The 25,156-nt window shown below is 45.6% G+C and carries 29 protein-coding genes, 1 tRNA gene and 1 pseudogene; 7 read left to right on the top strand and 24 right to left on the bottom strand.

Annotated elements, in window-relative coordinates:
• Nucleotides 1-77: 77 nt before the first annotated feature.
• Entirely contained in the window at nt 78-1,010 is a 933-nt protein-coding gene (locus KFE96_RS08970) for a helix-turn-helix domain-containing protein (protein WP_255832293.1), read from the bottom strand.
• A 152-nt stretch (nt 1,011-1,162) separates the two neighbouring features.
• Here KFE96_RS08970 and KFE96_RS08965 point away from each other — a divergent pair, with 152 nt between their 5' ends.
• Both KFE96_RS08965 and KFE96_RS08960 read left to right on the top strand, forming a co-directional pair.
• Nucleotides 1,163-2,353, top strand: a complete 1,191-nt coding sequence (locus KFE96_RS08965) for an acetyl-CoA C-acyltransferase (RefSeq protein WP_255832292.1) — start codon at nt 1,163-1,165, stop codon at nt 2,351-2,353.
• A 1-nt stretch (nt 2,354) separates the two neighbouring features.
• A complete protein-coding gene (locus tag KFE96_RS08960) occupies nt 2,355-3,155 on the top strand; it encodes a DUF1295 domain-containing protein (RefSeq protein WP_255832291.1) in 801 nt (266 codons plus the stop codon).
• Between the two features lie 72 nt (nt 3,156-3,227).
• Here the strand turns inward: KFE96_RS08960 and KFE96_RS08955 are convergent, their stop codons facing one another.
• On the bottom strand, nt 3,228-4,694 hold the full coding sequence (locus tag KFE96_RS08955; RefSeq protein ID WP_255832290.1) for a carotenoid oxygenase family protein: 1,467 nt from the start codon (nt 4,692-4,694) through the stop codon (nt 3,228-3,230).
• 93 nt (nt 4,695-4,787) lie between these two features.
• On the opposite strand from KFE96_RS08955, the gene KFE96_RS08950 reads away from it, so the two are divergent.
• The 3 genes from KFE96_RS08950 to KFE96_RS08940 all read left to right on the top strand — a co-directional run bounded on the left by KFE96_RS08950 (nt 4,788) and on the right by KFE96_RS08940 (nt 7,774).
• Complete coding sequence (locus KFE96_RS08950; RefSeq protein ID WP_255832289.1) at nt 4,788-6,020, top strand: acetyl-CoA acetyltransferase; 1,233 nt, start codon at nt 4,788-4,790, stop codon at nt 6,018-6,020.
• 99 nt (nt 6,021-6,119) lie between these two features.
• Entirely contained in the window at nt 6,120-6,713 is a 594-nt protein-coding gene (locus KFE96_RS08945; RefSeq protein ID WP_255832288.1) for a DUF998 domain-containing protein, read from the top strand.
• A gap of 317 nt (nt 6,714-7,030) precedes the next feature.
• Nucleotides 7,031-7,774 carry a transporter gene (locus KFE96_RS08940; RefSeq protein ID WP_255832287.1) on the top strand — a complete coding sequence of 248 codons (744 nt, stop codon included), beginning with the start codon at nt 7,031-7,033 and terminating at the stop codon, nt 7,772-7,774.
• Nucleotides 7,775-7,854: 80 nt separating this feature from the next.
• Here KFE96_RS08940 and KFE96_RS08935 read toward each other — a convergent pair.
• Nucleotides 7,855-7,943, bottom strand: a tRNA-Leu gene (locus tag KFE96_RS08935).
• Between the two features lie 83 nt (nt 7,944-8,026).
• Entirely contained in the window at nt 8,027-8,269 is a 243-nt protein-coding gene (locus KFE96_RS08930) for a FliM/FliN family flagellar motor switch protein (protein WP_255832286.1), read from the bottom strand.
• A 156-nt stretch (nt 8,270-8,425) separates the two neighbouring features.
• Between KFE96_RS08930 and lipB the strand changes: the two are divergent.
• Both lipB and KFE96_RS08920 read left to right on the top strand, forming a co-directional pair.
• Nucleotides 8,426-9,055 (top strand): annotated as a pseudogene (lipB, locus tag KFE96_RS08925) (lipoyl(octanoyl) transferase LipB); the annotation flags it as partial.
• A 199-nt stretch (nt 9,056-9,254) separates the two neighbouring features.
• A complete protein-coding gene (locus KFE96_RS08920; protein WP_255832284.1) occupies nt 9,255-9,692 on the top strand; it encodes a hypothetical protein in 438 nt (145 codons plus the stop codon).
• A 3-nt stretch (nt 9,693-9,695) separates the two neighbouring features.
• On the opposite strand, the gene KFE96_RS08915 is transcribed toward KFE96_RS08920, so the two are convergent.
• The 20 genes from KFE96_RS08915 to KFE96_RS08820 all read right to left on the bottom strand — a co-directional run bounded on the left by KFE96_RS08915 (nt 9,696) and on the right by KFE96_RS08820 (nt 25,145).
• On the bottom strand, nt 9,696-10,157 hold the full coding sequence (locus tag KFE96_RS08915) for a PAS domain-containing protein (RefSeq protein ID WP_255832283.1): 462 nt from the start codon (nt 10,155-10,157) through the stop codon (nt 9,696-9,698).
• A 17-nt stretch (nt 10,158-10,174) separates the two neighbouring features.
• A complete protein-coding gene (locus KFE96_RS08910; protein WP_255832282.1) occupies nt 10,175-10,459 on the bottom strand; it encodes an acylphosphatase in 285 nt (94 codons plus the stop codon).
• The gene (argE, locus tag KFE96_RS08905; protein ID WP_255832281.1) at nt 10,460-11,620 is read right to left on the bottom strand and encodes an acetylornithine deacetylase; all 1,161 of its coding nucleotides are present in this window, start codon (nt 11,618-11,620) and stop codon (nt 10,460-10,462) included.
• A 48-nt stretch (nt 11,621-11,668) separates the two neighbouring features.
• On the bottom strand, nt 11,669-13,654 hold the full coding sequence (gene accC, locus KFE96_RS08900; protein WP_255832280.1) for an acetyl-CoA carboxylase biotin carboxylase subunit: 1,986 nt from the start codon (nt 13,652-13,654) through the stop codon (nt 11,669-11,671).
• Nucleotides 13,655-13,671: 17 nt separating this feature from the next.
• Nucleotides 13,672-13,905 carry a hypothetical protein gene (locus KFE96_RS08895; protein WP_255832279.1) on the bottom strand — a complete coding sequence of 78 codons (234 nt, stop codon included), beginning with the start codon at nt 13,903-13,905 and terminating at the stop codon, nt 13,672-13,674.
• Complete coding sequence (locus KFE96_RS08890; RefSeq protein ID WP_255832278.1) at nt 13,898-14,152, bottom strand: hypothetical protein; 255 nt, start codon at nt 14,150-14,152, stop codon at nt 13,898-13,900. The genes KFE96_RS08895 and KFE96_RS08890 overlap by 8 nt, the downstream gene beginning before the upstream one ends.
• A 2-nt stretch (nt 14,153-14,154) precedes the next feature.
• Complete coding sequence (locus KFE96_RS08885) at nt 14,155-14,385, bottom strand: hypothetical protein (RefSeq protein ID WP_255832277.1); 231 nt, start codon at nt 14,383-14,385, stop codon at nt 14,155-14,157.
• A 20-nt stretch (nt 14,386-14,405) separates the two neighbouring features.
• Complete coding sequence (locus KFE96_RS08880) at nt 14,406-15,938, bottom strand: acyl-CoA carboxylase subunit beta (protein WP_370650575.1); 1,533 nt, start codon at nt 15,936-15,938, stop codon at nt 14,406-14,408.
• 107 nt (nt 15,939-16,045) lie between these two features.
• On the bottom strand, nt 16,046-16,744 hold the full coding sequence (locus KFE96_RS08875) for an ATP12 family chaperone protein (RefSeq protein WP_255832275.1): 699 nt from the start codon (nt 16,742-16,744) through the stop codon (nt 16,046-16,048).
• Complete coding sequence (locus tag KFE96_RS08870; RefSeq protein ID WP_255832274.1) at nt 16,745-17,185, bottom strand: hypothetical protein; 441 nt, start codon at nt 17,183-17,185, stop codon at nt 16,745-16,747.
• Between the two features lies 1 nt (nt 17,186).
• Nucleotides 17,187-17,864, bottom strand: coding sequence for an HAD-IA family hydrolase (locus KFE96_RS08865; RefSeq protein ID WP_255832273.1), 678 nt, complete (start codon nt 17,862-17,864; stop codon nt 17,187-17,189).
• Nucleotides 17,857-18,738 (bottom strand): glycosyltransferase family 2 protein, encoded by an 882-nt coding sequence (locus KFE96_RS08860; RefSeq protein WP_255832272.1) that lies wholly within the window; start codon nt 18,736-18,738, stop codon nt 17,857-17,859. The genes KFE96_RS08865 and KFE96_RS08860 overlap by 8 nt, the downstream gene beginning before the upstream one ends.
• A 1-nt stretch (nt 18,739) precedes the next feature.
• The gene (locus KFE96_RS08855) at nt 18,740-19,285 is read right to left on the bottom strand and encodes a dTDP-4-dehydrorhamnose 3,5-epimerase family protein (RefSeq protein WP_255832271.1); all 546 of its coding nucleotides are present in this window, start codon (nt 19,283-19,285) and stop codon (nt 18,740-18,742) included.
• A 21-nt stretch (nt 19,286-19,306) separates the two neighbouring features.
• On the bottom strand, nt 19,307-20,233 hold the full coding sequence (locus KFE96_RS08850) for a Gfo/Idh/MocA family protein (RefSeq protein ID WP_255832270.1): 927 nt from the start codon (nt 20,231-20,233) through the stop codon (nt 19,307-19,309).
• Nucleotides 20,226-20,777, bottom strand: a complete 552-nt coding sequence (locus KFE96_RS08845; protein ID WP_255832269.1) for a dTDP-4-dehydrorhamnose 3,5-epimerase family protein — start codon at nt 20,775-20,777, stop codon at nt 20,226-20,228. Before KFE96_RS08845 ends, KFE96_RS08850 begins: the two co-directional genes overlap by 8 nt.
• Before the next feature lie 8 nt (nt 20,778-20,785).
• Nucleotides 20,786-21,760: an RluA family pseudouridine synthase gene (locus tag KFE96_RS08840; protein WP_255832268.1), complete on the bottom strand. Its 975-nt coding sequence runs from the start codon at nt 21,758-21,760 to the stop codon at nt 20,786-20,788.
• Nucleotides 21,757-22,134 carry a fluoride efflux transporter CrcB gene (gene crcB / locus KFE96_RS08835; RefSeq protein WP_247018053.1) on the bottom strand — a complete coding sequence of 126 codons (378 nt, stop codon included), beginning with the start codon at nt 22,132-22,134 and terminating at the stop codon, nt 21,757-21,759. The genes KFE96_RS08840 and crcB overlap by 4 nt, the downstream gene beginning before the upstream one ends.
• Nucleotides 22,135-22,250: 116 nt before the next feature.
• On the bottom strand, nt 22,251-22,799 hold the full coding sequence (locus KFE96_RS08830) for a PAS domain-containing protein (RefSeq protein ID WP_255832267.1): 549 nt from the start codon (nt 22,797-22,799) through the stop codon (nt 22,251-22,253).
• 182 nt (nt 22,800-22,981) lie between these two features.
• Nucleotides 22,982-23,875, bottom strand: a complete 894-nt coding sequence (locus tag KFE96_RS08825) for a hypothetical protein (RefSeq protein WP_255832266.1) — start codon at nt 23,873-23,875, stop codon at nt 22,982-22,984.
• Nucleotides 23,847-25,145, bottom strand: coding sequence for a replication-associated recombination protein A (locus KFE96_RS08820; protein WP_370650574.1), 1,299 nt, complete (start codon nt 25,143-25,145; stop codon nt 23,847-23,849). Before KFE96_RS08820 ends, KFE96_RS08825 begins: the two co-directional genes overlap by 29 nt.
• Nucleotides 25,146-25,156 lie beyond the last annotated feature (11 nt).

The following is a 25,156-nucleotide window of genomic DNA, read 5'->3' as shown; positions in this document are numbered from 1 at the left end:
GCAACTGTAAACTTTTACATCAAATAAACTAATTTCTTGTTCCTTCTAAAACTTAGAACAGAAACAATAATACATGATTAACTCTTGGGTTCCGCCACTTTAAAACTGGTATTAAAAACTGTCATCTCTTTACCGCAATGGCTACAGGAAATTTGTGGCGCTAGCTTTTCTGAACATGCTTTGTGAACAAGTTCCACAGAATTTTTAGCACTTTCCCCAAACCAGCAATCCCCCCATTTCACAAGGAAAAGCAATATAGGGTAGAGAGCATATGTTTTCTCTGTCAGCAGATATTCAAACCGTTCTGGGTTGCTCTGGTAAGCTCGTTTTACAAATAAACCTTTTTCAATACCAAGGTTAAGCCTGCTCACTAATATGTTCGAAGAAATACCCGTCATTTCAAGGAAGGTATCATATCGTTTACTCCCCAAAAACGCCGCACGGATCAGGAGGCTGAGCCACCGGTCTCCGAATATTTCCGATATTTCATCAAAAAGAACCGTAGATTTTCTATCCAGTCCCGCCTGCCTGCGCCGTTTACTGTAACCGCCGATAGCCGCACCACTTTCTGCATGAATGATATGCTCCACATCCTGAATACGAACCTCAGTATTACATTCGGCACAACTACAAACGGGCTTTACATTTCCTGCCTTACAAACACTATGAGAAAGGGATACCTGAATGCGCCCTTCTTGATCAGACCATGTCTGTTCCCAATCCAGCATCATCATTGCGACAGGAAACAGATCAAGCCCCATCTCGGTGAATAAATACTCATATCGTGGCGGCTTTTGACAGTAGGCTGATTTATAAAGCACACCAATCTCAACCATCTTCTTAAGGCGGCTGCTGACCATAGCTTTCATAAGGCCGGTTTTTTGCTGAAATTCATCGAACCGTTTTACGCCAAGCCAAGCCCCTTCGAGCAAAAGTAAAGTGGGCGTATCACATAGAGCATCAATCGCACGTTCAATAGCGCCAGTAGTATCTTGCTTGGTTTCGCTCATTAAATATCAGGCTCATAAGGTCATCTTCTTCCCTATCTGTTAATAGATAAAATGGTCCTTGTCCACGTCGGGCACAGTTCTATTTGACTTCTAACGAGAATAGTAAGTATTGTTATGAAAGTTACTTAAAATACTGAGGGGAGCAGATTTAAGTGAATGCGTATATTTATGATGGTGTCCGAACTGGGCGCGGCGCTGTAAAACCCGGTGGCGGCTTGACAAAAACCAAGCCCATAGAATTAGGGCAAACTTTACTTGATGCACTCAAAATGAGGCATACAGATAAACTACATATCTCAGACCTTATTCTGGGCTGTGTCACGCAAACCGGCGAACAAGGCGGGAATATTGCCCGAGCCCTCGCCCTTTCCTCAAACCTCCCGTCTGACGTCGCTGCGATGACAGTGAATAATTTTTGCTGTTCCGGCCTTGATGCGTGTCAGATAGCAGCGCTCAAAGCGCCAACTTCAGGTAAGTTGTTACTGGCAGGCGGTATTGAAAGCATGTCTCGGGTTGCGCCTTTTTCCGACGCTGGGCCCTACTACAGCGATCCGGCAACTATGCAAGCCTGCTCCTTTTCCCCGCTCTGGTCAGCGGCTGATTTTGTAGCAACAAAAACAGATATTACACGCGAGGAAGCCGATACCTACGCCGCGGAATCTCAAAAACGCGCAGGCATCGCTGAAACGGAAAACCGTTTTGAGCGTTCAATCATATCTATAAGCACTGATGATGGCCATTTTGCTCACGATGAAACAGTAAGGCCCAACACCACCGCTGAAAAACTGGCGAGTTTTGATAGTCTCGTAAATATCATGAACTCATCAGCCGCAGATAAAACATTCCTGCACACATACCCGGAATATAATAAAGTAAACCATATTCATCATGTAGGATCAGCCCCTGCTCTCGCTGATGCTGCTTCCTTAATCTTGCTTGGTTCTGCTGATGCGGGAAAAGCCGCCGGACTTAAACCTCGTGCCCAGATTAAAGCAGTTTCCAACCTAAGCGGCGATCCTCTTCTTTCTCTCACCGGCGGCATTGAAGCTGCAAGGGATTGCCTGAAAAAAGCTGACATGTCGGCCAATGATATTGATCTGTTTGAGTTTAATGAAGCGTATGCAGCGGTATGCCTTCTCTTTATGCAGGAACTTGGGATTAGCAGAGATAAATTAAACGTAAATGGCGGCGCTATCGCGCTCGGGCACCCTATGGGGGCAACGGGCGGTATCCTCCTCTGTACACTACTCGATGAGCTTGAACGTCAAGATAAAACTATGGGCATGGTTGCTATTTCAGGCGCAGCTGGCTTAGGCTCGGCCATGATTATTGAAAGGATTTAAAATGTCGGATCAACTTACATCAATCGCGCTCGAAAGCCTCGGCATTTCGGCTCTCGTTTTTCTGACATTCTGGGTCATCAGCATTTTTAAAAAAGATGCCAGCATCGTCGATATTCTTTGGGGTCCGGCATGCGCACTACCCGGTGTTGTTACTTACATAAACCATTCAAATGGCCACCCAATGCAGCTACTGCTGGTAACGCTGGTGAGCATTTGGGCTTTAAGATTAGGCCTGTATCTTGGTAAACGGAACCTGCCTCACGGTGAAGATTACCGTTATGTGAGAATGCGCCAGCAAGCCGGTGGTGACGGACCATTCATTATCAAAAGCCTCTGGTTTGTTTTCGGCATGCAATGTGTACTTTCGTGGCTAATCTCATTCCCTGTTCAGTTTGGTATGCTTGGCCTTGAAGGCAATGAAACAACAATGTTCGGCTATATCGGCGCTGCCATCTGGTTTATCGGCATTTTCTTCGAAGCTGTTGGTGACCATCAGCTTACAGCCTTCAAAAAAGACCCTGAAAACCAGGGCAAATTAATGACACAAGGCTTATGGTCATGGACACGCCATCCCAACTATTTCGGCGACGCAATGGTATGGATTGGCCTGACTATTATCGCCCTGTCGTCGCCATACGGCATCTACACAGTATTCAGCCCGCTCGTGATGACCTTCTTCCTTGTGAAAGTAAGCGGCAAAGCGTTAACCGAGCGTCATATGTCTAAAAAGTATCCGGAGTATGAAGCTTACAAAGCATCAACAAGTGGCTTCATTCCGATGCCACCACGTAAGAGCGCTTAACGGATATTACAGATACAAAAAAGGGCTGGGGCAGAAAACTGTCCCAGCCTTTTTTATTGTTATGTCGAAGCTCTACCCTGCTGCGCGGATATCTTCCCCATTCGCCCATGTTGCATGGGTACCGCTTGAAATATGGTGCGGAAGAATAATCCGGCATACAGGCCCTGCTTCAATATTCTGCGCATCAATCAGCACACATTCAGAGCGGTTCTCTTTCATATCTGTGATAAAAGAAACCAGATAGCCATCATCTTCTGATTTGGAACCAATGCGCGGCACAAATGGTGCTTCACTACCGTAACGTTCTTCACCAAACATGCAGGTTTGCTTCTCACCCGTTTCCAGATCGTGTTTTACAAGCCCTTCAAAAAGGAACATTCCTTTCTTGGGCTTGGCGCTATATGCATAGCGGTACTTCTTACCAGCATATTTCTGGTTAAACATACCGAACTCAAGCACTTCATCATCGAGATCTTCTTCGATTGTCTCACCTGTTTTCAGGTTAAAGCGCCAACGGTGAAGACGCGCCTGCAGAGAATTCAGATCAACCAGTGCCATCATCATCGCATAGCGTTTTGGTTGGTCCTTCAGTGGTTCAGGCATTGGGTTGCCCTGGAAATAGCCATCGAGGATGATCTCATCCCCTTCCTCGTATGCATTGAGCCAGTGAAGAACATATGTTGGCTTTGCCTCAAACCACTTAACGTCTTCCGGGTTACCATAACGTGGCACAATACCAAAACGAGAAGGCTTATCTGCCTCATAGCGCGGCATGAAAATATCCTGTTCAATCATTTCAGGTATCCATGCCATCGGGAAATCATTGAGAATTGAGTAGTTTTCAGAGAAGGCCATATCATGCGGAAGGCTTGGGCGATTAATTTCCACAGGGATATAATGCTTCAGCTTATTATCAGCGCCTACAACACCATAGTGCAGATATGGTGGATGTTTTCCGTAGTTAAAGAACATCATCTCGCCAGTGTTTTCATCCACTTTAGTGTGCGCTGAAATTCCTTCAATCGGTGTCCAGCTTTCAATTCCAAGCTGATCAAGCGTATATGGATCAAGCCTGTAACCTTCACCACACTGGAAATGAGTTGTCATCACCTTGCCTGCGTGCACTACCACATCAGTTGAGGAGGCATCCTTCAATCCGTCTTGAGCACATTCACCGATACGTTTGGATTTAACCGGATATGCTGTCCATCCAGCCCAAAGGCTTTCACCAGCTTCTTGTTCAGCCCTAAAACCACGGGTTTGGATGAAGCGGTTACGGTACTCTGCTTTGCCGTCTTTAAAGCTCATCATATGGAGCATGCCGTCGGCATCAAATGGATGATAACGGCCCAGTGGTTGATGCACTGGGTTTTCAGAATTACGAAGATAAACACCATCAATATCCGTTGGAATTTCCCCAATCACTTCCATATCGGTGATATTATATTCCTTATGCACAGGCGCCCACGGCCCATTCATATATGGGTGATCATTCTCTTTGATCGAGCTTTCATATTCTTTAACAAGTTCCACTGCCATGTGATTTCTCCCCTCATCATTAAAGGACAATTGACAAATGTATGAACCAGTAAGTATTGTTATGCAAGTAACTTTCAATGGAAAGCATGAATTATGGCTAAAGACATCTTTATCCTCGGCGGGGAAATGACTGATTTTTCAAGAAATTGGGCACGCGAGGGCTTCGGAATTTTTGAGTTGATGCAGAATTGCGTTCTCTCCGGTCTTGAGAAAACAGCGCTGGATGCAAAAGATGTAGAAGTCATTCATATTGGTAACTTTGTTGGTGAACTGTTCGCCAGCCAAGGTTTGCTCGGCGGCTTTATGGGCCATATCCATGCTGATTTTGCAGGCCTTCCAACATCTCGACATGAAGGAGCTTGTGCCTCAGGCTCACTGGCCACACTGGCCGCTATGGCTGATCTGGAGGCAGGCCGATATGATCTTGCCTGCGTGCTTGGTGTGGAACTTATGCGGAATGCACCCGGCAATATTGCTGCAAACCACTTGGGCACCGCAGCATGGGCCGGCAAGGAAACTGACGGACGTACCTATGTGTGGCCATCCCTGTTCTCCGACCTCGCAGAAACATATGAAGAAAGATACGGTCTTAAGCGTGAGCACTTAGCCGCCATTGCAAAAAAGAATTTCGATAACGGTAAACAAAACCCCAATGCCCAAAGTCGTAACTGGAGTTTCACAGAAGAGAGTTTCTTAGCCGATGACAATGCCAACCCCGTGGTGGAAGGCTGGATGAGACGCCATGACTGCGGACAAGTGACAGACGGCGCTGCTGTTGTATTCCTAGCGACAGAAAACAAAGCACGAGACTATGCTAACAAACACGGTATTCCCGTTGAAGCCATTCCTCGTATTAAAGGCTGGGGCCACACTACTGCGCCTATGGAGCTTGCGACAAAATTTGCTGCTTCCAAGGGATCAAATGGGCACATTCTACCTTGGACGAGAAAAGCCATTACGGACGCATACAAGCGAGCTGGCATTTCCGGCCCTGAAGCACTGGACGGTATTGAAACCCACGACTGTTTCACCATCACAGAATATATGGCGATTGAGCATTTTGGCATTACCGCCCCTGGTGAGGCTTGGAAAGCTATTGAAGACGGTATGCTAGAGCGCACAGGCTCACTTCCAATGAATCCGTCTGGCGGTCTTATCGGCCTAGGTCATCCCGTAGGTGCAACAGGTGTTCGCATGCTGCTTGATGCCTACAGACAAACAAGTGACCAAGCTGGTGATATGCAAATTGGCGGCGCTAAAACATTTGCCACATATAATGTTGGCGGTTCCGGCACCACTAATGTTTCTTTCGTAGTTGGTATGTAACCACACGCTAAAAGAGTGCTTCACAAACCAACAGATCACATTTAGTCTATCAAGGGGTCAGCCCTCGCCTATATCAGGCAGGCTGAATGGGGAGGCTATATGAATATTGCAACAAGAAATCAGCTGGTCAAGGCGGGATATATTCCGTTGCCAGCCTGGCTTATTCTATCCACAATCGCTGGCTTTTTTGCTGTGGACTATAATCCCATAGCTTCACATGTAAGTGTTATGACACTTCAGGATAATACAGCGCATTTTATCGCCAATATCGCAGCCCTATCTTCAGGCGCCGCCCTGATACTGTTTGGCATAGGTGTTTGGCGGTTTTCTCAGTGCACTTTTTCTGCTGGCAGCCTGTGCTGGATCATCTTCGGTATTTCCATGGTAGCGAATGGCATTTGGCCAATGGGCGGACCTATGCACGGACTGTATATCATTGGTATTTTCAGTATTCTTGCCCCTGCCCTCTGTCTCCTCGACATTCAGGATCATGAAATCAGGAAACAACTCCACGCCATAACGGTTTTTGTTAGCTTGTCAGCCATGCTTTATCTCTGGTTGGCGTTGAACGGGTTTGACCCTGAAGGTTATCAAGGTCTGACACAGCGCATCTTTGGTTCTATCAACTATCTCTGGCCACTTATGTTTGCTTACCAAGCGTCACGCGCTAAATCAGCTACTGCTGTTGAATAATATCAAAACACAAAAAGGGCAGCTACATGAGGTGGTTGTTCTTTTTGTAAATACCTCAAACCGCTACAAACTACATTTCTTGTTCAACAGATAACCCCACTTTCTTCCGATACCTATTTCCTCTTCCAAAAAACGATGCTAAGGCAGCCTTAACTTGGCGGTTTCAACAGATCGTCATTTTACAAAACATGAGCATGTTTTTAGAAAAAAACCAAAGTAGATAATTCATCTACAATCATACTCAATAGCGACACCCGCAGTCGTAATAAGACAGGAAAGCAGTTTGATTTGATAAATCAGCTGAACAGCAGGATTTTATGTTGGTTACTCATTCTTTACGTATTGCTACGCTGGTATTAGCAAGCTTAACAATACTCTTAGTATCAATCGAGGCCTCCGCTCAAAACGTTGGTGGAGTATTTGGCCCCAAAGTAACGCCCGGTAGCAAAGCAGCAGAACTTCGTGTTGCAGTCGCCCCGGAATCAGATGGCAGGCCATCACGTGTAGTAAGCCGTTTTCACTATCAGCAAAGTGTCACTGATAATTTGAGACTTAGAGCAGTTGTCCAAGGTGCTGATACTCTTAACAGTGACTTCGATTTCGATCTTGTTCAGTTTGAAGCCCAGTACCAATTCCTAAACCGTGAGGAAAACGGCTTCGATTCCGCTTTTCGCGTGGATTTATTGTTAGGCGATGACCGCCCAAATCTAGTGAGTTTCAACTGGACAAGCGATATCCCTCTTTCCGAGAAATGGACAGCGCGCGCTCTGATTTTGGCTCAGCTACAATTTGGGGATAACCGTAACAACGGCATTTTCCTTCAAACACGCTCTAGCCTTCGGTATCAGGTAAACTCCATTTATAACCTACAGGTCCAATCCTTTAACACCTACGGTTCCACAGCGGACTTCCCTGACTTCAGAAATCAAAACCATTCGGTTGGGCCTGCGGTTTCGGCAAAGCTAGGTGATGGCTGGTCAATGGAGGCAAGTACCTTATTCGGATTAACCGATGCGACATCCGATGTTGACTTCAGGCTTTTCATCGCAAAATCTTTTTAGACTGTAGCAATAACCAAACAAAAAAAGAGCAACCACATGAAGTGATTGCTCTTTTTTTACAATTTATCCCGAGAGATAAATGGTGCGGCCGAGAAGACTCGAACTTCCACGGGAACTTAATCCCACAGCGACCTCAACGCTGCGCGTCTACCAATTCCGCCACGGCCGCGGAACGGGCGCTTATCTAACAAGCGAGATCAAAACTGGCAAGAGAAAAATGTTACATTTTTCAAACAACTGAAAATAGGAAGCCTAAATCTGCAATTCACTCATCATACGGGTAACGGTCACCCCAATGCGTTCACCAACAATGATAATCTCACCACGTGCGATAAGTTCACCATTGGCATAGATCCAACACTCATCTTCATGCTTTGCATCCAGATCAATCACCGCGCCACGGCCCATCTTCAAGAGCTGGCGAATAGGCATGTGCGTGCGCCCAAGCACCACTGTGATTTCTACCGAGACTCGATTTGCAGCATGAAAATTCATAAATACCTCTTTTCTCCTGCAATGTTGCACAGGAGCCGTTATCAAACAATTAACTAAAAGCTTGCTTCACTTCAAGAATCTTCCGCATACGCTTATATCTTGGCTTTACTCGGCAAAAGCAGTATGAAGCGCTTGTTGGTTACAGGAGTACAGAACATGCCGCACACACTTGAATGGCGTATTAGTGACGAACTAATCGAATACCCACAAGCTCTGGAAGAGATGGAAGAGCGTGTGAAGGCGATTCGTGCAGGCGAAGCACCAGAAATGGTGTGGCTTCTGGAACATCCGCCGCTTTACACAGCGGGCACCAGTGCTGATCCTTCTGATTTGATCGATCCTGACCGCTTCCCTGTTTATGATGCCGGCAGAGGTGGTGAATATACTTATCACGGCCCAGGGCAACGTGTAGTTTACTTCCTTTTAGACCTTACAAAGCGCGGGCGTGACGTTCGCAAATTTGTTTATAGTCTCGAAGAAGTGATGATCCAGTCCTTAGCGAAATTCGGCGTAACAGCTGAACGCCGCGATGGCCGAGTTGGCGTTTGGGTAGAACGCGGCGCTGGCAAAGAAGATAAGATCGGCGCAATCGGCGTTCGGGTTAAGCGCTGGGTGACATATCACGGCATTGCTGTAAACATCGAGCCCGACCTCAGCCATTTCCAAGGTATTGTTCCATGCGGCATTTCAGAACACGGTGTTACCAGCATGGCTGATTTAGGCCTGCCTATCACCATGGATGATTTCGATGTTGTGATTAAAGAAACCTTTGATGAAGTCTTTGGGCTTGAGACACAGCCTATGAAAATCGAAGCGGTTGAAGAACGTCCAAAAGGTAATTCACTACCTTATGAGGCTATGCCAACTGACACACCAAAGCCTGAAGCGGAAGATATAGCAAAAAGCCACCCGGTTTTTCAGGTTTAAGATAGAATTCTAAAACTTAACTGATTACAATCCCTCACATATTTGTGGGGGATTTCTTATGCGTCTACTGAAAACCAGCCTGTTTTTTCTTTTTCTTACGATAGCAGGCTGCAGTGTCAGCGAAAGACTTGAAGAAGTTAAGCCCCTTATTGAAGATTTTCAGGCGCTTTATAACACTCGTTCATTCTCCGCCATCTATGATGATATGGCCCATCCTGATCTTAAAACAGAAATGGATATTGAAGTTTTCGAAAAAAATATTGCCGATATTAGAAATCTAACCGGTGAACGCATTTCAGGAAACCGTACCGGCTTTAATTGGCGATCCACCACCGAAGAAGGCACAATAGTTGTTGTGTCTTTTGAAACTAAATTTGTAAATGGTTTCGGCTATGAAACCTTTAGCTTTAAACTTGATGATAAACAGTTAAAGCTCTTGGGGTATAACTTTAAATCATCTGGCGATTTCAAAGCAAATCAAGCCGACAGCGCATAGCAGTTATACACTGATAAAATGCAAAAATTTGGTTACTTCGCCATTATCATCCTGCAGGGGTAAATCTATCACTTCAAAGGGTAAGAAATCACGCCCTTCGATCGGTAAATTGCCCTTTACCCAACCAATATGTTTTTCCTGCACGAGATTAACGAAGTGTGCCTTACAGGCTTCTGTATGCCCTGCAGCCATCGATTCACAAAGACGTTTTCCTGTGAAGTCTGATCCAAATAAATCGGCAAATCCAGTTCCGAAAATACGAAACCGGAAATCTCCGCCCTCCTTTTCAGACAGCGCCATATTTGCGTGCCAGCCAATGAAATCTGTAATGATGAAATCAGACCAACTGGGGAGAATTTTGGAGCCACGCTTTGAGTAATATAACTCAAGTATATTAGAGAAAATTGGAAGATCAGGCCGAGGGTCAAGCGGTATTTGTTTTATTAAATCCGTATATTCGCTCATGCCCTACCCCTTTTTATTCATACAGTCGGCTTAACCTGAAATTTGGGAGGTACCAGTCCCTTAGCTTCCTGCACAGCTACACTCTCAACGGCAGCATAAACGGGCCCCTCTTCACAAGCCTTCAATATCGCATCTATATGCAACTGTGGCCCAACAAACAGAGCCTCTACACTACCATCTATACGGTTACGTACAAAACCATGCAGGTCAAGCTTTTCAGCCTCGGCAACACACCAAGCCCTATAACCTACACCCTGTACTTTACCTGTAATGGAAACTTTTACAGCAACACGATCTGTCATTTATTTCAAAGCCTCAATCAAGCGTTCCATAAAACGTCCACATGCCTCAAGCTGTGATTTTTCAATAAACTCATTAGGTTTATGAGCTTGGGCAATATCACCCGGCCCGCAGACAACGGCAGGGAATTCAATACTTTGGAAATGTCCACCTTCAGTACCGAATGCAAGCACAGTAGTCGCATTCTTTTCAGCAAGCGCTAAGGCAAGTGTTTCAGCCTCATCTCCCGGGTATGCCTTTAGTGGTGGCAAGTAAGCCCAAACAGATGTCTCGGCGTAGCATTCTGGAAACCTGGCTGAGATTTTAGGGTTAACAACATCACGGATATAAGCTTCATACTTCGCCAAATGCTCTTTTCCATCATCGGCAGGAACTGCACGAAATTCCCAATCGAACTCACAGTAATTAGGGATAATATTAAAAGCGCTACCGCCCGTGATAGGCCCCACATTGAAACTGGTATAAGGCGGGTTAAACATATCATCTTTATGGCCGCCATTCCTTGCTGTTTCGGCCATACCTTCAATGAACTTAATCAAATCAGCGGCGACCATCACTGCGTTTACGCCATCTTCCGCTCTGCTGGAATGTGCCTCTCTGCCATGTACTTTGGTGCGCGACACATGTTGGCCCTTATGAGCATTTGCTACAGCCATAGAGGTAGGCTCTCCCACAACAACTAAACGAGGTTGGGCTATATGCTCTTTCAGTACTGGCAACATGGCTTGAATACCAAGACACCCAACTTCTTCGTCATATGAAAAAGCAAAATGCACCGGCTTTGCGAGATTTGCGGTTTTGAACTTTTCTGCATAAGCCAAACAAACAGCAATAAAGCCCTTCATATCAGAAGTGCCACGGCCGAAAAGCTTACCATCATGTGCTGTCATCACAAATGGATCAGTATCCCAATCCTGATCATCAACGGGCACTACATCGGTGTGCCCCGAAAGCACAACACCTCCAGAGATATTCGGTCCGATAGTAGCGATAAGATTGGCTTTTGATCCTTCGTCATTATGCACAAGCACAGATGGGATACCCTTCTCTCCCAAATAGCCTTCGATAAAATAGATCAATTCGAGGTTGGAATTTCTGCTTGTGGTATCAAAAGCAATCAACTGACCCAACAGTTCTTTGGTCTTTTCAAACTCTACAGACATACTCGCTCCCCGAAACAAAAGAGGCAGCCGAAGCTGCCTCAATATGTTTTATTCAAATTCGATAATTACTTCATCAACCGCTAAGCTATCACCCGCCGCAGCTTTCACCGATTTCACAGTCGCATCTTTTTCTGCCCGGAGGATGTTTTCCATCTTCATCGCTTCCACAACAGCTAGTGCCTGCCCTGCTTTCACTTCATCGCCTTCTTGAGCAGAGACAGAAACAATAAGTCCTGGCATTGGGCACAGAAGGAACTTGGATGTATCTGGTGCTACCTTCTCCGGCATCAATGCATAAAGAGCCGCAGCGCGTTCTGTTTGAACACGGATATTTTCCGCAACACCATCGCATGTCAGCGTCCAACCAAGAGGTTCACGGTCAATTTCCATTGCGAATTCACGGTCACCAATCTTCGCGTGGAATACAGGCTGGCCAGGTACCCAGTTGCTAGTAATAGCAATACGTTTTGTGCCAATGCCAACTTCAGCATGGTCTTCGATTGGGATGATAGTTGTTTGAACATCTTCCCCATCAATAGACACAATCCAAGCTTTTTCCTGCGGAGAACGAGGCTCTGCAATCTGTCCCTCAACCTGTGATGCACGTGAGCGTTCAACAGCATTGATGAAAGTTGCAGCAACAATCATTGCTTCCTTCACCTCTGGAGCCAGAGCACCACCTTCAAAGCCGTCTGGGTATTCCTCAGCGATAAAATTAGTCGTCATATCACCCGCTTGGAACTTCGGGTGCGCCATAAGAGCAGAAAGGAACGGGATATTATGCGCGATACCACGGATATAATATTCATCAAGCGCTGTACGCTGTGCTGCAATTGCCTCTTCCCGTGTTTCACCCGTTGTGATCAGCTTCGCGATCATTGGGTCATAGAACATGGAAATTTCAGCGCCTTCATAAACGCCAGTATCCACACGCACTGTATCAGACGCTTCTGGTGGCAGGTAACGTGTTAGGCGGCCGATAGACGGTAAGAAGCCACGGAACGGATCTTCCGCATAAACGCGTGTCTCCATAGACCAGCCCTTAAGCTTCACATCATCCTGCGTCATAGAAAGTTTTTCACCGTTTGCTACACGGAGCATCTGCTCAACAAGGTCAACGCCGGTGATGTGCTCTGTTACAGGGTGTTCCACCTGCAAACGTGTATTCATTTCCAGGAAGTAGAAGTTTTTATTTTTATCAACAATAAATTCAACTGTTCCCGCGCTGTGGTAATCCACCGCTTTCGCAAGTGCTACAGATTCTTCACCCATTGCTTTACGAGTAGCTTCATCAAGGAACGGGCTTGGTGCTTCTTCAATTACCTTCTGGTGACGTCGCTGAATGGAACATTCGCGCTCACCAAGATAAATAACGTTACCGTGCTTATCACCAAGTACCTGAATTTCAATGTGGCGTGGCTCTTCAACAAACTTCTCAATGAATACACGGTCATCAGCGAAACTTGTGCGCGCTTCATTCTGTGCAGAGATGTAACCTTCGCGGGCTTCTTCATCATTCCAAGCGATACGCATACCCTTACCGCCACCGCCTGCGGATGCTTTAAGCATCACAGGGTAACCAATTTCAGCAGAAATTTTTACTGCTTCATCAGCATCAGCGATAATCCCCATATGGCCTGGTACCGTGGAAACGCCAGCTTCAGCCGCCAATTTCTTCGATGTGATCTTATCACCCATTGCTTCAATAGCTTTTGGATCAGGACCAATGAAGGTAAGGCCTGCCGCCTGAACAGCTTCTACAAAGCTTGCACGCTCAGAAAGGAAGCCATACCCTGGGTGGATCGCTTCCGCGCCTGTATCTTTCGCAGCCTGAAGAATTTTATCAGCGATCAAATAACTTTCAGCGGCTGCAGCCGGGCCGATATGAACAGCTTCATCAGCCATTTCTACATGCAGCGCATCTTCATCTGCATCTGAATAAACAGCAACAGTTTTAATACCCATCGCTTTCGCGGTTTTCATAACCCGACAAGCGATTTCACCCCTGTTTGCAATTAGGATCTTCTTAAACATGATGGGACCCTTTTTCCTTATGAATTCTTTTTATTTCCGCGCCTCCAGGCGAGGAACCATAAAACCAGAACCGAAGCAGCACCCATTCCAAAGAACAGGCTACCACCGATTGCACCAAATACCGCTGCACCAAGCCCAAAGCCAAAAGCACCACCAAGCATCATACCAAGCGTAAAACTTGAGCGGCTCTCCGCCTTTGAAGCAGCGCCCTTAATGGTTGTTTCTAAATCTTTCGGGAGAGGTCTAGCCATTATTCTTATTCAACTTCCTGCGAACAAATTTGTAGTAAGACGGATAAACAATAAAGAATAAAACAGGCGCTACTATTGCTAACCAATTCACTACAAAGCCACCCTGTTCATCTTCCGGAACTGTCATCACGATGATGATAAAAACACCACCAATAACGAACAGTGCCATCGACCATACAGAAACAATATACAGCCGACGCAGTATAATACGATTTGTAGCTAGCCAATCAGCAATAACACCCAACATTCCTATGTTCCTTCACCAACGATCTTAAGGAGCTTCGCAACCCATTTTTTCGGCAATGTCATACACAGCAACATGACCCCAAATGAAAAAATCACGATGAATGGCAAAGTATCCTTTAAAAAGAACCAGCCATTCCCTGTGCTTTCTTGGCCAAAACGGAACAATACAAAGGTGGCACCGATCACTAGACCAGCACCCATCAACCCATATATCGCCCGTTTGGTAATTTTCATTTTGAGACCTTCACAACACCCTAAAGCGGAATATTATCGTGCTTCTTCCACGGGTTCTCCAAGTGCTTATTAGCAAGCTTACGGAGACCTGTGATCACACGTTTACGCGTGCTGTGCGGCATAATTACTTCATCAATGAAACCGCGCTGCGCCGCTACAAACGGGTTAGCAAACAGGTCTTCATATTCTTTAGTGCGTTCAGCAATTTTCTCAGGATCATCCTTTTCCTTACGGTAAAGAATTTCCACCGCGCCTTTCGCACCCATTACAGCAATTTCTGCTTTTGGCCATGCATAGTTCAAATCACCACGCAAATGCTTGGATGCCATCACGTCATATGCTCCGCCATATGCTTTGCGGGTAATGATCGTAATTTTCGGAACAGTTGCTTCACCGTATGCAAACAGAAGCTTCGCACCGTGCTTGATGATTCCACCATATTCCTGTGCAGTGCCCGGCAAAAAGCCTGGAACATCTACAAGAGTAACGATTGGAATATTGAAACAATCGCAGAAGCGAACAAAACGTGCAGCTTTCTTCGAACTATCAATATCCAGACAGCCCGCAAGAACCATTGGTTGGTTAGCAACAATACCTACTGTCTGACCATCCATACGTGCCATGCCAACAATGATATTGCCTGCATGACTAGGCTGAATTTCAAAGAAATCACCCTCGTCCACCATTTTAGTGATCACTTCATGCATGTCATATGGCTTGTTTGGGTTTGATGGGATCACGCTATCAAGGGAATCCTCGATACGGTCCGGCTTATCAAATGTTGGACGAACAGGCGCTGGCTCACGGTTATTGAGTGGTAGGAAATCCATAAAACGGCGAAGTTGCGCAAGGGCTTCCACATCATTTGAGAAGGCTTTATCCGCGACACCAGACTTGGTTGTGTGCGTAGAAGCGCCACCAAGTTCTTCCTGTGTCACCACTTCGTTTGTTACAGTTTTCACCACATCAGGGCCTGTTACAAACATATAAGAAGTATCTTCCACCATAAAAATGAAATCTGTCATCGCCGGGCTGTAAACTGCACCACCAGCACAAGGGCCCATAATCATGGAAATCTGCGGCACAACGCCAGAAGCCAGAATATTTTTCTGGAATACATCCGCATAACCACCAAGGGCTGCCACACCTTCCTGAATACGAGCGCCACCACTATCATTAAGACCAATAACCGGTGCCCCCACCTTCATGGCCATGTCCATAACTTTAATGATTTTCTGTGCATGTGTTTCAGAAAGTGAACCACCGAACACGGTAAAGTCCTGGCTATATACATAAACCAAGCGACCATTGATTGTGCCTGAGCCTGTTACAACACCGTCACCTGCAAATTTGGTATCTTCCATACCAAAATCCGCACAGCGGTGCTCTACAAACATATCATATTCTTCGAAACTATCTTCATCGAGCAAAAGATCAATACGTTCACGTGCAGTAAGTTTGCCGCGACCGTGCTGGGCATCGATACGTTTCTGACCGCCGCCAAGGCGAGCCTGATTACGTTTTTCTTCGAGCCTTTCCAGGATTTCTTTCATTTTATATTTGGTCCCTTCTCCCTTTGCGCCAGATTTGGGGCGGCGCACGGGGCCGTAGCCCCTGAAAATCAAATCATATGTATATGGATTAGCCTGCTTTTGCCAGCCTAGTTATCCCGAACTAGTTTCAAAAACCTGCATGTTGCTTCTAAATCAGCGAGTTTTTCTTTACGTTTGTCTTCAACTTCATAATCAAGCCCCCACTGTTCTTCCTGATAGGTAAGATCAAGAAGGCTAGCGGCCCATAGTTCATCAAAGGGCTTATGCCCCTGCATATAGGCAAGCGCGAGCACTAGAGAGCCAAAGCCATTGGTAAATTCATGTAACGCCGTCAACTCAAAGGGATCGCAAGCAATTACCTGCACCGTAAGTTGATTAAGTGCAGCTTCATCCTGCGCCACAGGCATGATGCCATCTGTTGTCTTCAAATCTGCGTGTAGTACATCTTTGGCCCATTCAAGATAAGGGTTCCAGATCTCATTCTGACGTTTAATAAGTTCTTCCGGTTCATCTGCCCTGTAACAGAGTAGGTCTGTGCCTCCGAAATTCGCAATTTCAGCCGCCACATCATCCATTCGTTTTGCTACCCGGTCCAGCGCCGTGTTTGCAAGCTTGGTGATAGGCATTGTTGAAGCATCAACCTCATCACTTTGCGCGCGCCATTCTTCAGCCACCGCTTCGGCAAGGACCGATGTCAGCATAACAAGCGTATCTTTGCCTGGTGTTTTAATAATTCTGCCATCAAGGGCGACACCAAAGCCGCCATCCACGGCTTCAACAGTTACTTCCTTGTAGAAAACTTTCATTTACTCTTTACCTTGGTCTTCAGACAGCTGCGCTTTTTCTTCCTGCATTTGCCGAGTTACTTCAGCATATTTTTTTCTGGAATAACGAGCTTCTTTCCTACGGCTATTCTGGCGTTTCAGGTCTGCACCACCATCCATCTTAAATCCGCCAGAGTACTGCATATCCGCCTTGCCTTTTTCATCAGGCTTGGTGATGACAACATCGTACCCAAGCAACCGATTTCCAAGACGCGGCATGCGGTAACATAAAACAAGGCACAGGGAAACAAGAACAGACAACATCAACAAAAGCGCGAAACCAGTAGCTCCACTGGCTTCGATAATCTCTTCTTCATTCAAATAGGCAAATGCGGCCACTAGCGCAAACACCGCTGCGGCTACTAGAAAAATAACTTTAGGTTTTGATGCTTCAGCATTCACTTCATCTTTAATTTCACTCATATTAATCACCTATCGCTGCTTTCACCAAAGCGGGTATCTGATTGTAATGAGAGGCAATATGCTTCGCACCTACGTCCGCCAATAGATCTTCACTGTGATATCCCCAATTTACGCCAATAGGCGTTGTACCAGCTTTCACGGACATCATGATATCATAACTGGTATCACCAACCATAACTGCACTTTCAGGACTTGACCCTGCCTCAGCGATAGCGGTAAAAATCATCGAAGGATGAGGCTTAGAAGGATGCCCATCTGCAGTTTGTAGTGTTACGAAAAAACTTGCCAGATCATGCTCTGCAAGAACTCTATCTAATCCTCTTCGGCTGCTCCCCGTAGCAACACCAAGCAGATACCCTGCTTCGTTAAGGGCTACAAGTGCCTCACGTGTTCCATCATAGAGGGGGTCAGGCCCTGCTCCTTGCTGTGTTCGGCGTTCATAAAATATTTGTTTGTAATCATTCGTCATCGCCGCATGAACCTCAGTACCTTCATGTGGTAACAAGCTGGCTATCGCTTCATGAAGACTTAGGCCTACGATGGCGCGAACTTCTTGGTCCGTTTTTCTCTCGAAACCCGCCTTATCAAAGGTGTCATGCATTGAACCAATAATCATATGCTGACTGTCAACAAGTGTGCCGTCACAATCAAAAATAACAAGTTTATTGAACTCAGTCATCCACCGGCCTCAACCTTACTACTCGATCCAAGGTCTGTATCGAGATTTGCTTCCCTTGTAAGGCCATAAGTCCCATTTTCGAGAGTTGATCGCGGAATTGAAAAGCCGCATAACGCTTTTTATCTGTGTCTAAAAGCAAGTTCTCTAGCGCTTTTGCCTTAATGGCTTTAAATTCATCATCATTCCGCAATTTTTCAAGCCATTTTTGAGATTCAAGTGCTCTTTCTATAGTGGGTGTACCCCTCACGCTAGAATCCAGATGCATCGTGGTAATTTCTGGGACGGTTTTAAAGCGCACATCGCTTTGGCCAAACCACTGCCGCCACATATGTAAATCAGACCACATACCCTGCGGTTTTGGGGACCAGCCAGAAGGCAATTTACTATATGCTTCCATGGTATGGGCAGCGGTCGTCGGCCCGAAGAAGTTGTACTTATTCTTCATCATTGCACTACGTAAAGCAGCGTCATTCAAATTACCTTGAAACGCAATGAGTTTGTCATTCGGATATAGGCATAGATGCACCGTATTCAGAAAATCCACCTCGTGCAGATGCAACTTCACTGTTTCTAAATGGCTTTTATGCCAAAGATCATCATCCCCTAAATAGGCAACATACTTACCTTTAGCTTTAAGAAGAGCATGATGCCTATGCAGCTCACCGTTTCCTTCACCTTTTGAGTTTTCAAAGAAAGTGATACGCTTATCGTTCGCACATTCCTGTGCCATTATTTCAGAAGTCTTTTTAGGCGCTCCGTCACCAACTACAAGGATTTCAAAATCCTGTAACGTTTGCTCCTGCACACTCCTGATCGCCCAGACAATTGTTTCACAGTTGGTATATGTAGGTATTACAACAGAAAATAGAGGCAAATTACCCTCCTTGCGAACCACTGGCGGCCTCAAGATACTGCCTTACAGCACTTTCAAATGAACCTGCATTTCTATCTTTTTCAGACAAAATCGGTTCGTTAACGCCCCAGTCAAACTGAAGTACAGGATCATCGTACCTGAAAAGAAATTCATCTTCAGGGCTCCAAGCTACACTTAATCCTGTGAGATATCGCGTCTTCTCTTGAAATGCAAATCCGTGTCCTATTCCTAGTGGGATATAGACAGTGCAAGCTTCTTCAGGCTTCAATATAAGACAACTGCTTTTACGAAAACTATCTGAATTGGGTCGCATATCAACAAGCCCCAAGATCAGTGCACCACTAACCACCATCACATAATCATGTCGCTTATAATGTACATGCATACCCCGAAGTGTATTTGCATCACTTTCCGATATAGTTAACTGCCGAAGTTCTGTAGGGCATCTAGAAATGTTATAGCCCTCATATAACCATCCTCTATCATCCGAAAACTTCTGCTGTGTCGATACTATAACGCCTTCCGGCAAACTAAAAACATCAAACATCTATCTATAAAACTCAGTTTATTATCCAGCGGAAGCTAATGCTTCTGTGCGTAACGAATGTAACACCTGCATCATTTTAATTTCATCAGCTACACAACTGAAGGGTTTTGGGCCACCCGAAATATAATCAACAAATGACCGAATTTCCCGGATCAGAGGAAACTCTTTTGATATTTGAATCTTAGATACTTCTTCACCGGGCGTACCATCAGCATCCAGATACCTTATGTGAAGAAAATCGTCACATGGATCAGTCATCGAAACTACCGCACGCTCAAATTTTGCTGAAACAAGACGCTCTGTCTTCGGATGAATATCCGAAACACTCATTTCTACACTTGGGTAATTACCCAAAAAAGCTGTGAGGGCATGAATATCATTGTCCGTTACCATAGCCTGCACAGCTTTGATCTTCGGCAAATCACCAAGTATATGCATGATTATAGAAACATCATGAGGGGCCAAAATCCAGAAAGCATCTACATCTTTATGCGGTTGCATCCATTGCAGTCTTCTGGTTCTTAAATGTTCCAATTTTCCGTATTTATTTGAAGCTCTCAGTTCTGCAATTTTTTCAATACCAGGGTGATACCGCCATTTGTGCATTACAAAAACACGATCCCCCATTCTCTGAGCAATATCTTCAGCCTGCTCTAAACTTGGCACCATTGGTTTTTCAATAAATATTGGAGCAACACTATTTTCTAGAGTCAACAAGGTCTCGTAGTGCCTAGCCGTGGGGACAGCAATGACATAACCATCCATTTCATTTGGTAGCTCTGATTGATCGTAACAAACAGAAGAGGCGCCTGCATCAAGCGCTAATGCCCTATTTTTTTCTCTATGTTCTGCAACATGCACATCACAACCAAGCAGCAAAAGATCTCGAAGGATATTTTTCCCCCAACGACCACAGCCAATAAGTCCAATTCTTACAGCATCAGCCATTTTTATTTACCCATTCATCATATTCCGCTTGCATTACCGCAAGCGTGCCCGCAGCCTGATCTCTATCAGACAGTTTTGCATTTTCAGTTTCCGGCCAGTTTAACTTCAAATCAGCATCGAAAGGATGGCATCCCATTTCATCCGCCATACTCCAGTATTCCGTTAGGCCATACATCGTGAGACTTGGCTGAGTGAAATAGAAACCGTGTGCTACACCCGTTGGAATATAAGCTGCTTTATGAGTTTCTGGTGTAATACTGACAATTGTGCTCTGCTGAAAAGTTGGCGAATTACGGCGCATATCATAGAGCCCCAACAGCATTTCACCTTCGATAACAACTAGATAATCCGCTCGATTTTTATGTACATGCACTCCGCGCAAGGTACCAACATTGGATCTAACTAAATTCCATTGCACGAATTCCTTTTCAGGAACACGGTCTAAACGGAAAGCTTCGCAAAGAGTTCCTCGGCTATCGGTAATAGGCTTGAGAGGTGTGAGTATTACGTCATTCGGCAATCCGAACTTTACAGACTTTTCCATATCACATTCTACTCATCAAGAATGCTGTCGTCATAGTCCTCAATATCAAAACCAAGCATATCAAAACTGGCTTGCATATGCTCTGGCAATGGGGCGGTAATTGTTACATTGCTGCCATCTGGATGTGGGAAAGTAATGAATCGACTATGCAGGTGCATCTTCCTGGAAATGCTTCCTGAAAGGAAGGCTTCCGGACCACCATACTTGCCATCACCAATGATAGGATGCCCTAATTCCGCGCAGTGCAAGCGAAGCTGATGCGTACGCCCTGTATGCGGTTTAAGGGCAAGCCATGCAGCTTCCTGTGCGGCCCGATCAACTACCGCATAATCTGAAATAGATTTCTTACCATCTGGCGTTACCACCATACGTTCATTACCTTTAATCGGCGCTTTATCCATTTTGAGGATAATCCGTCCATCGGGCACTTTAGGAACGCCCCGCACAAGGGCAAAATAGCGTTTATCTGTTTCTTTTGTCTGAAATGCCGCAGCAAGTGCGCCAGCCGCATTAGCTGAACGGCCTAGAAGAAGCACACCAGAAGTATCTTTATCTAGCCTGTGAACAAGGCGTGGTCTGTGTTTCGAGCCGAATTTCAGGAAATCCAGCATAGCATCAAGATGTTTCACTTGCCCTGTACCGCCCTGCGTTGGCAGGCCAGCAGGCTTATTAATCGCGAGAACATCATCATCTTGGTAAATAACCAGGCTTTGAAGCTCTTCAATATCAGCCTCGCTCATACGTAACTTCGGTGCTCTGGGTTCCTGTTTTGGCGCATCCCCAAGCGGTGGAACGCGGATCGTCTGCCCTTCTTCAACCCGTTCGCTGCCTTTCACACGCTTACCATCAAGACGAACTTCGCCTTTGCGCATAATCTTCTGGAGCTGACCAAATCCAACATGAGGATAGTGACGTTTAAACCAGCGATCTATGCGAACGCCTTCATCATCTTTTTCAACTTTAATGTTCTGAACGCCACTCATAATAAAACCTTACCAAGCCACATGCCTGCAAATAAACTTAATACACCAATAATAAGGGAGCCAAAGGTATACAGCCCAGCGCCTTGCCAATCTCCGCGCTCAATCATTAGAGCTGCTTCAAGCGAAAATGTGGAGAATGTTGTAAAGCTGCCTAAAAGCCCGACAGTAAGAAAACCACGCAGTTCCTGTGAGGCTTCAAACTTCATGGCAAATCCTGTTATTAGAACACCCATAATAAGGCTGCCAATCATATTCACGGAGAAGGTGCCGTACGGAAAACCTGAGCCGAGCACCCGCATAATGCTGACAGCAACAAAATGACGTAACAACGCCCCAGTTGCGCCCCCAAGGGCTATCGCAATCAGCATATTCATATGAGTGCTTCTTCGTTCCCAAACTATTCATCTTTGCCGCGCACCATAGAGGAAACAATGAGAATTTGGAAGGCTTGCGTTTTATTGAATAAAAACTGGATATTTCAGCATTTTAGTTACCAAGAAGCGTTCAACCAGCCACGAATCTTTTCTGATACTGGTGCGGGTACGACAAAAACCTGGCACTCCCCTTCAATATTCCTAAAAGGGAACATACCAACAGTTACATCAGTTGAATATTCACTATCAGTTTTCAAAGGCGCTGTATGCGCTGTTGCAAACCCGGGTTTCCCTTCTTTGAGTACGTATCTCATCAGGTCTCGACGAGAATTATAACAATCAGCATTAGTGAATTCATGGAGATACTGCCCCTGAAGCGAGCCGTTCGTTAATTCTGCGGCAGAGGTGCCTTGAAGATATAATTTATATTGGTCGTCCGAATCTTTCATCTGGCGTTCGAACAACATCATCCATTTGAGAACAGGCTTAACATCCACGGGAGAAAAATCTTCTTTGGCAGGTATCTCACCACCATTTAAACTGCTCCAGTAATTGTCAAACTCGATAGCAGGGTGCCTTGGATCAAGATCCTCACGCTTCAACAGCTTTAGAGGAGCATTACACAAAGAGTCACAATGTTCGCCCCAACGAAAGTCTTCGGTCATACGGTTTCCTCACCTAGAGCATCATGCCAACCCACGCGAAGGTTGTTGTGCTCTATTCCCCCTTACCTACCTTCCCCAAGGCAGTACGCGCTTTAAAATATATAACCAACAACTGAACAAATGGTAAAACGATTATCTACAAATAAACCAATTGTTATATACAAATATTGGTTGTCAAACTTCTACTTGATACCAAAAATCCAACCTTCGGTTTTTCTTATCTTTGGAACAAGATAAGCCGGCTGCCAATACTGCTTTGAATTCGCGATATCTCTTAACCCCGCAGATGTTACTAGTGCATCAGTGACATCATCTATCTTCTTGGGCAGTTCACCTTGATATGCTTTCGAATTCAAACCCTGCAGCGCTATATTAAGTTCCCTCGATGATCGCATTTTCCCTTTGTGGCCACCTAGTTTTGCAAAAAGAGCGGCATAGATTTCCACAAGACATATTCGCGCTGTGTTTGGTTCATCAAAAGGCCATACTGCAGTGTCAGAGCATTCTTGTAGCAAGTGAAGCATATGCATCGTGGAAAGTGCAGATTTCCCAACTTGGCTGGCTCCTATAAGATTAAAAACGCTTTCACATGGCCCCGCGCCAGTTTCGATACAGATACTTTCCGTTCTGCGCATCCTACGGCTATAACATTTACCTTTTCGCCCACCATGCTGCTGAAAATATTCGCTGTATTCCTCTACGAATGCACCTGAAAACAAGTCAACTTCCTCTACACAGCAACTCGCTATTTCTTGCCAAAGTTCTGGAACTGTTTCAGGGAATTTCCTACCAGGGAAATACGCATTTTCATCATCAAACGGCATGCCAAAAGCAGCATCAATGCCAATAAGTATCTTCGCCTCAGTAGGTAAACCACATCCTGCCTTGATCCAGTCTGTGATCTCTTTACGGCTCCAGTATCTTTCACCAAATGATGGTTCAACAATGGCAGGAGCACTATCTCCGGTTTCGCAGATAGCAATAGCTATTCCTTTATGGCGCTTCCCTTTTGCGCCAGACCAATCAATGCCAATGAAATGTGTAAAACTATTTATTTTTCTTAAGCTTTGCGGCATGTTCTTCACGAACCTTGGCGAAATACGCCATACGTTTTTGGATATCGCGTTCAAATCCCCGCTCTACTGGGTTATAGAAAGTCTGTCGTTCCATATCTTCTGGGAAGAAATTCTGCCCCGAGATACCACCCTCCACATCATGATCATAGATATAGCCAGCACCGTATCCCATCTCAGCCATCATTTTAGTTGGCGCGTTGAGAATATGAGCTGGCGGCATAAGACTACCCGTTTGTTTAGCCACAGCCTTTGAAGCTTTCTCAGCCAGATATGCTGCATTAGATTTAGGAGCAGACGCTAGATAGATCACAGCCTGAGCAATTTGCCCCTCTCCTTCCGGGCTACCTAGAAATTCATAAGCATCTTTGGCGGCCAATGCTTGATGGATAGCTTCAGGGTCTGCCATACCAATATCTTCGCTGGCGATACGTACCAGACGGCGAATGATATAAAGCGGGTCTTCTCCCGCTGTCAGCATACGAGCCATCCAGTAAAGCGCGCCATCTACATCAGAGCCACGCATGGATTTATGGAATGCTGATATAAGGTTATAGTGGCCGTCACGGTCTTTATCATAAGATGGTGCACGTTTCTGAAGAAGCTTTCCAATATCCTTTGTTGACAGAACATCCTCCCCGGCCAAATCAAAAACAGTTTCAACACAGTTCAGCAGGAAACGACCATCCCCATCAGCCATCACCTTAAGGCTTTCTCGGGCTTGTTCATCAACGGGAAGAGGCTTACCCACTTCATCTTCCGCACGTGAGATCAACTCTTCCAGCATGCTGTCATCATGCCTGTTAAGCACCAACACCTGCATTCGGGAAAGAAGCGCACTGTTTATCTCAAAGGACGGATTTTCAGTGGTAGCGCCAATCAATGTAATGGTGCCGTCTTCCACATATGGGAGGAAACCGTCTTGCTGCGACCGATTAAATCGGTGGATTTCATCCACAAACAGAAGCGTTCCACGCCCTGACATGCGGCGCATTTTTGCTGCTTCAAAAACTTTCTTGAGATCAGCAACCCCAGAAAAAATGGCTGATATCTGCTCAAACGCCAGATCAGCATGATTAGCCAGTAATCGAGCAATCGTTGTTTTCCCGGTTCCTGGCGGTCCCCACAAAATGAGCGAGCTGATACGTCCGCTTGCCACCATCCGTGCAAGAGAACCTCCCTCGCCCAGCAAATGTTCCTGGCCGACAACTTCAGAGATATCTTTTGGCCTGAGCCTATCAGCAAGAGGACGCGGCCCGGAGGCAGCGTCCATCACATTTGGCT

Origin of the sequence: Kordiimonas sp. SCSIO 12603, from assembly GCF_024398035.1 — a bacterium.
Classification (GTDB): Bacteria; Pseudomonadota; Alphaproteobacteria; order Sphingomonadales; family Kordiimonadaceae; genus Kordiimonas.
This window is presented reverse-complemented; position numbering and strand designations above follow the sequence as displayed.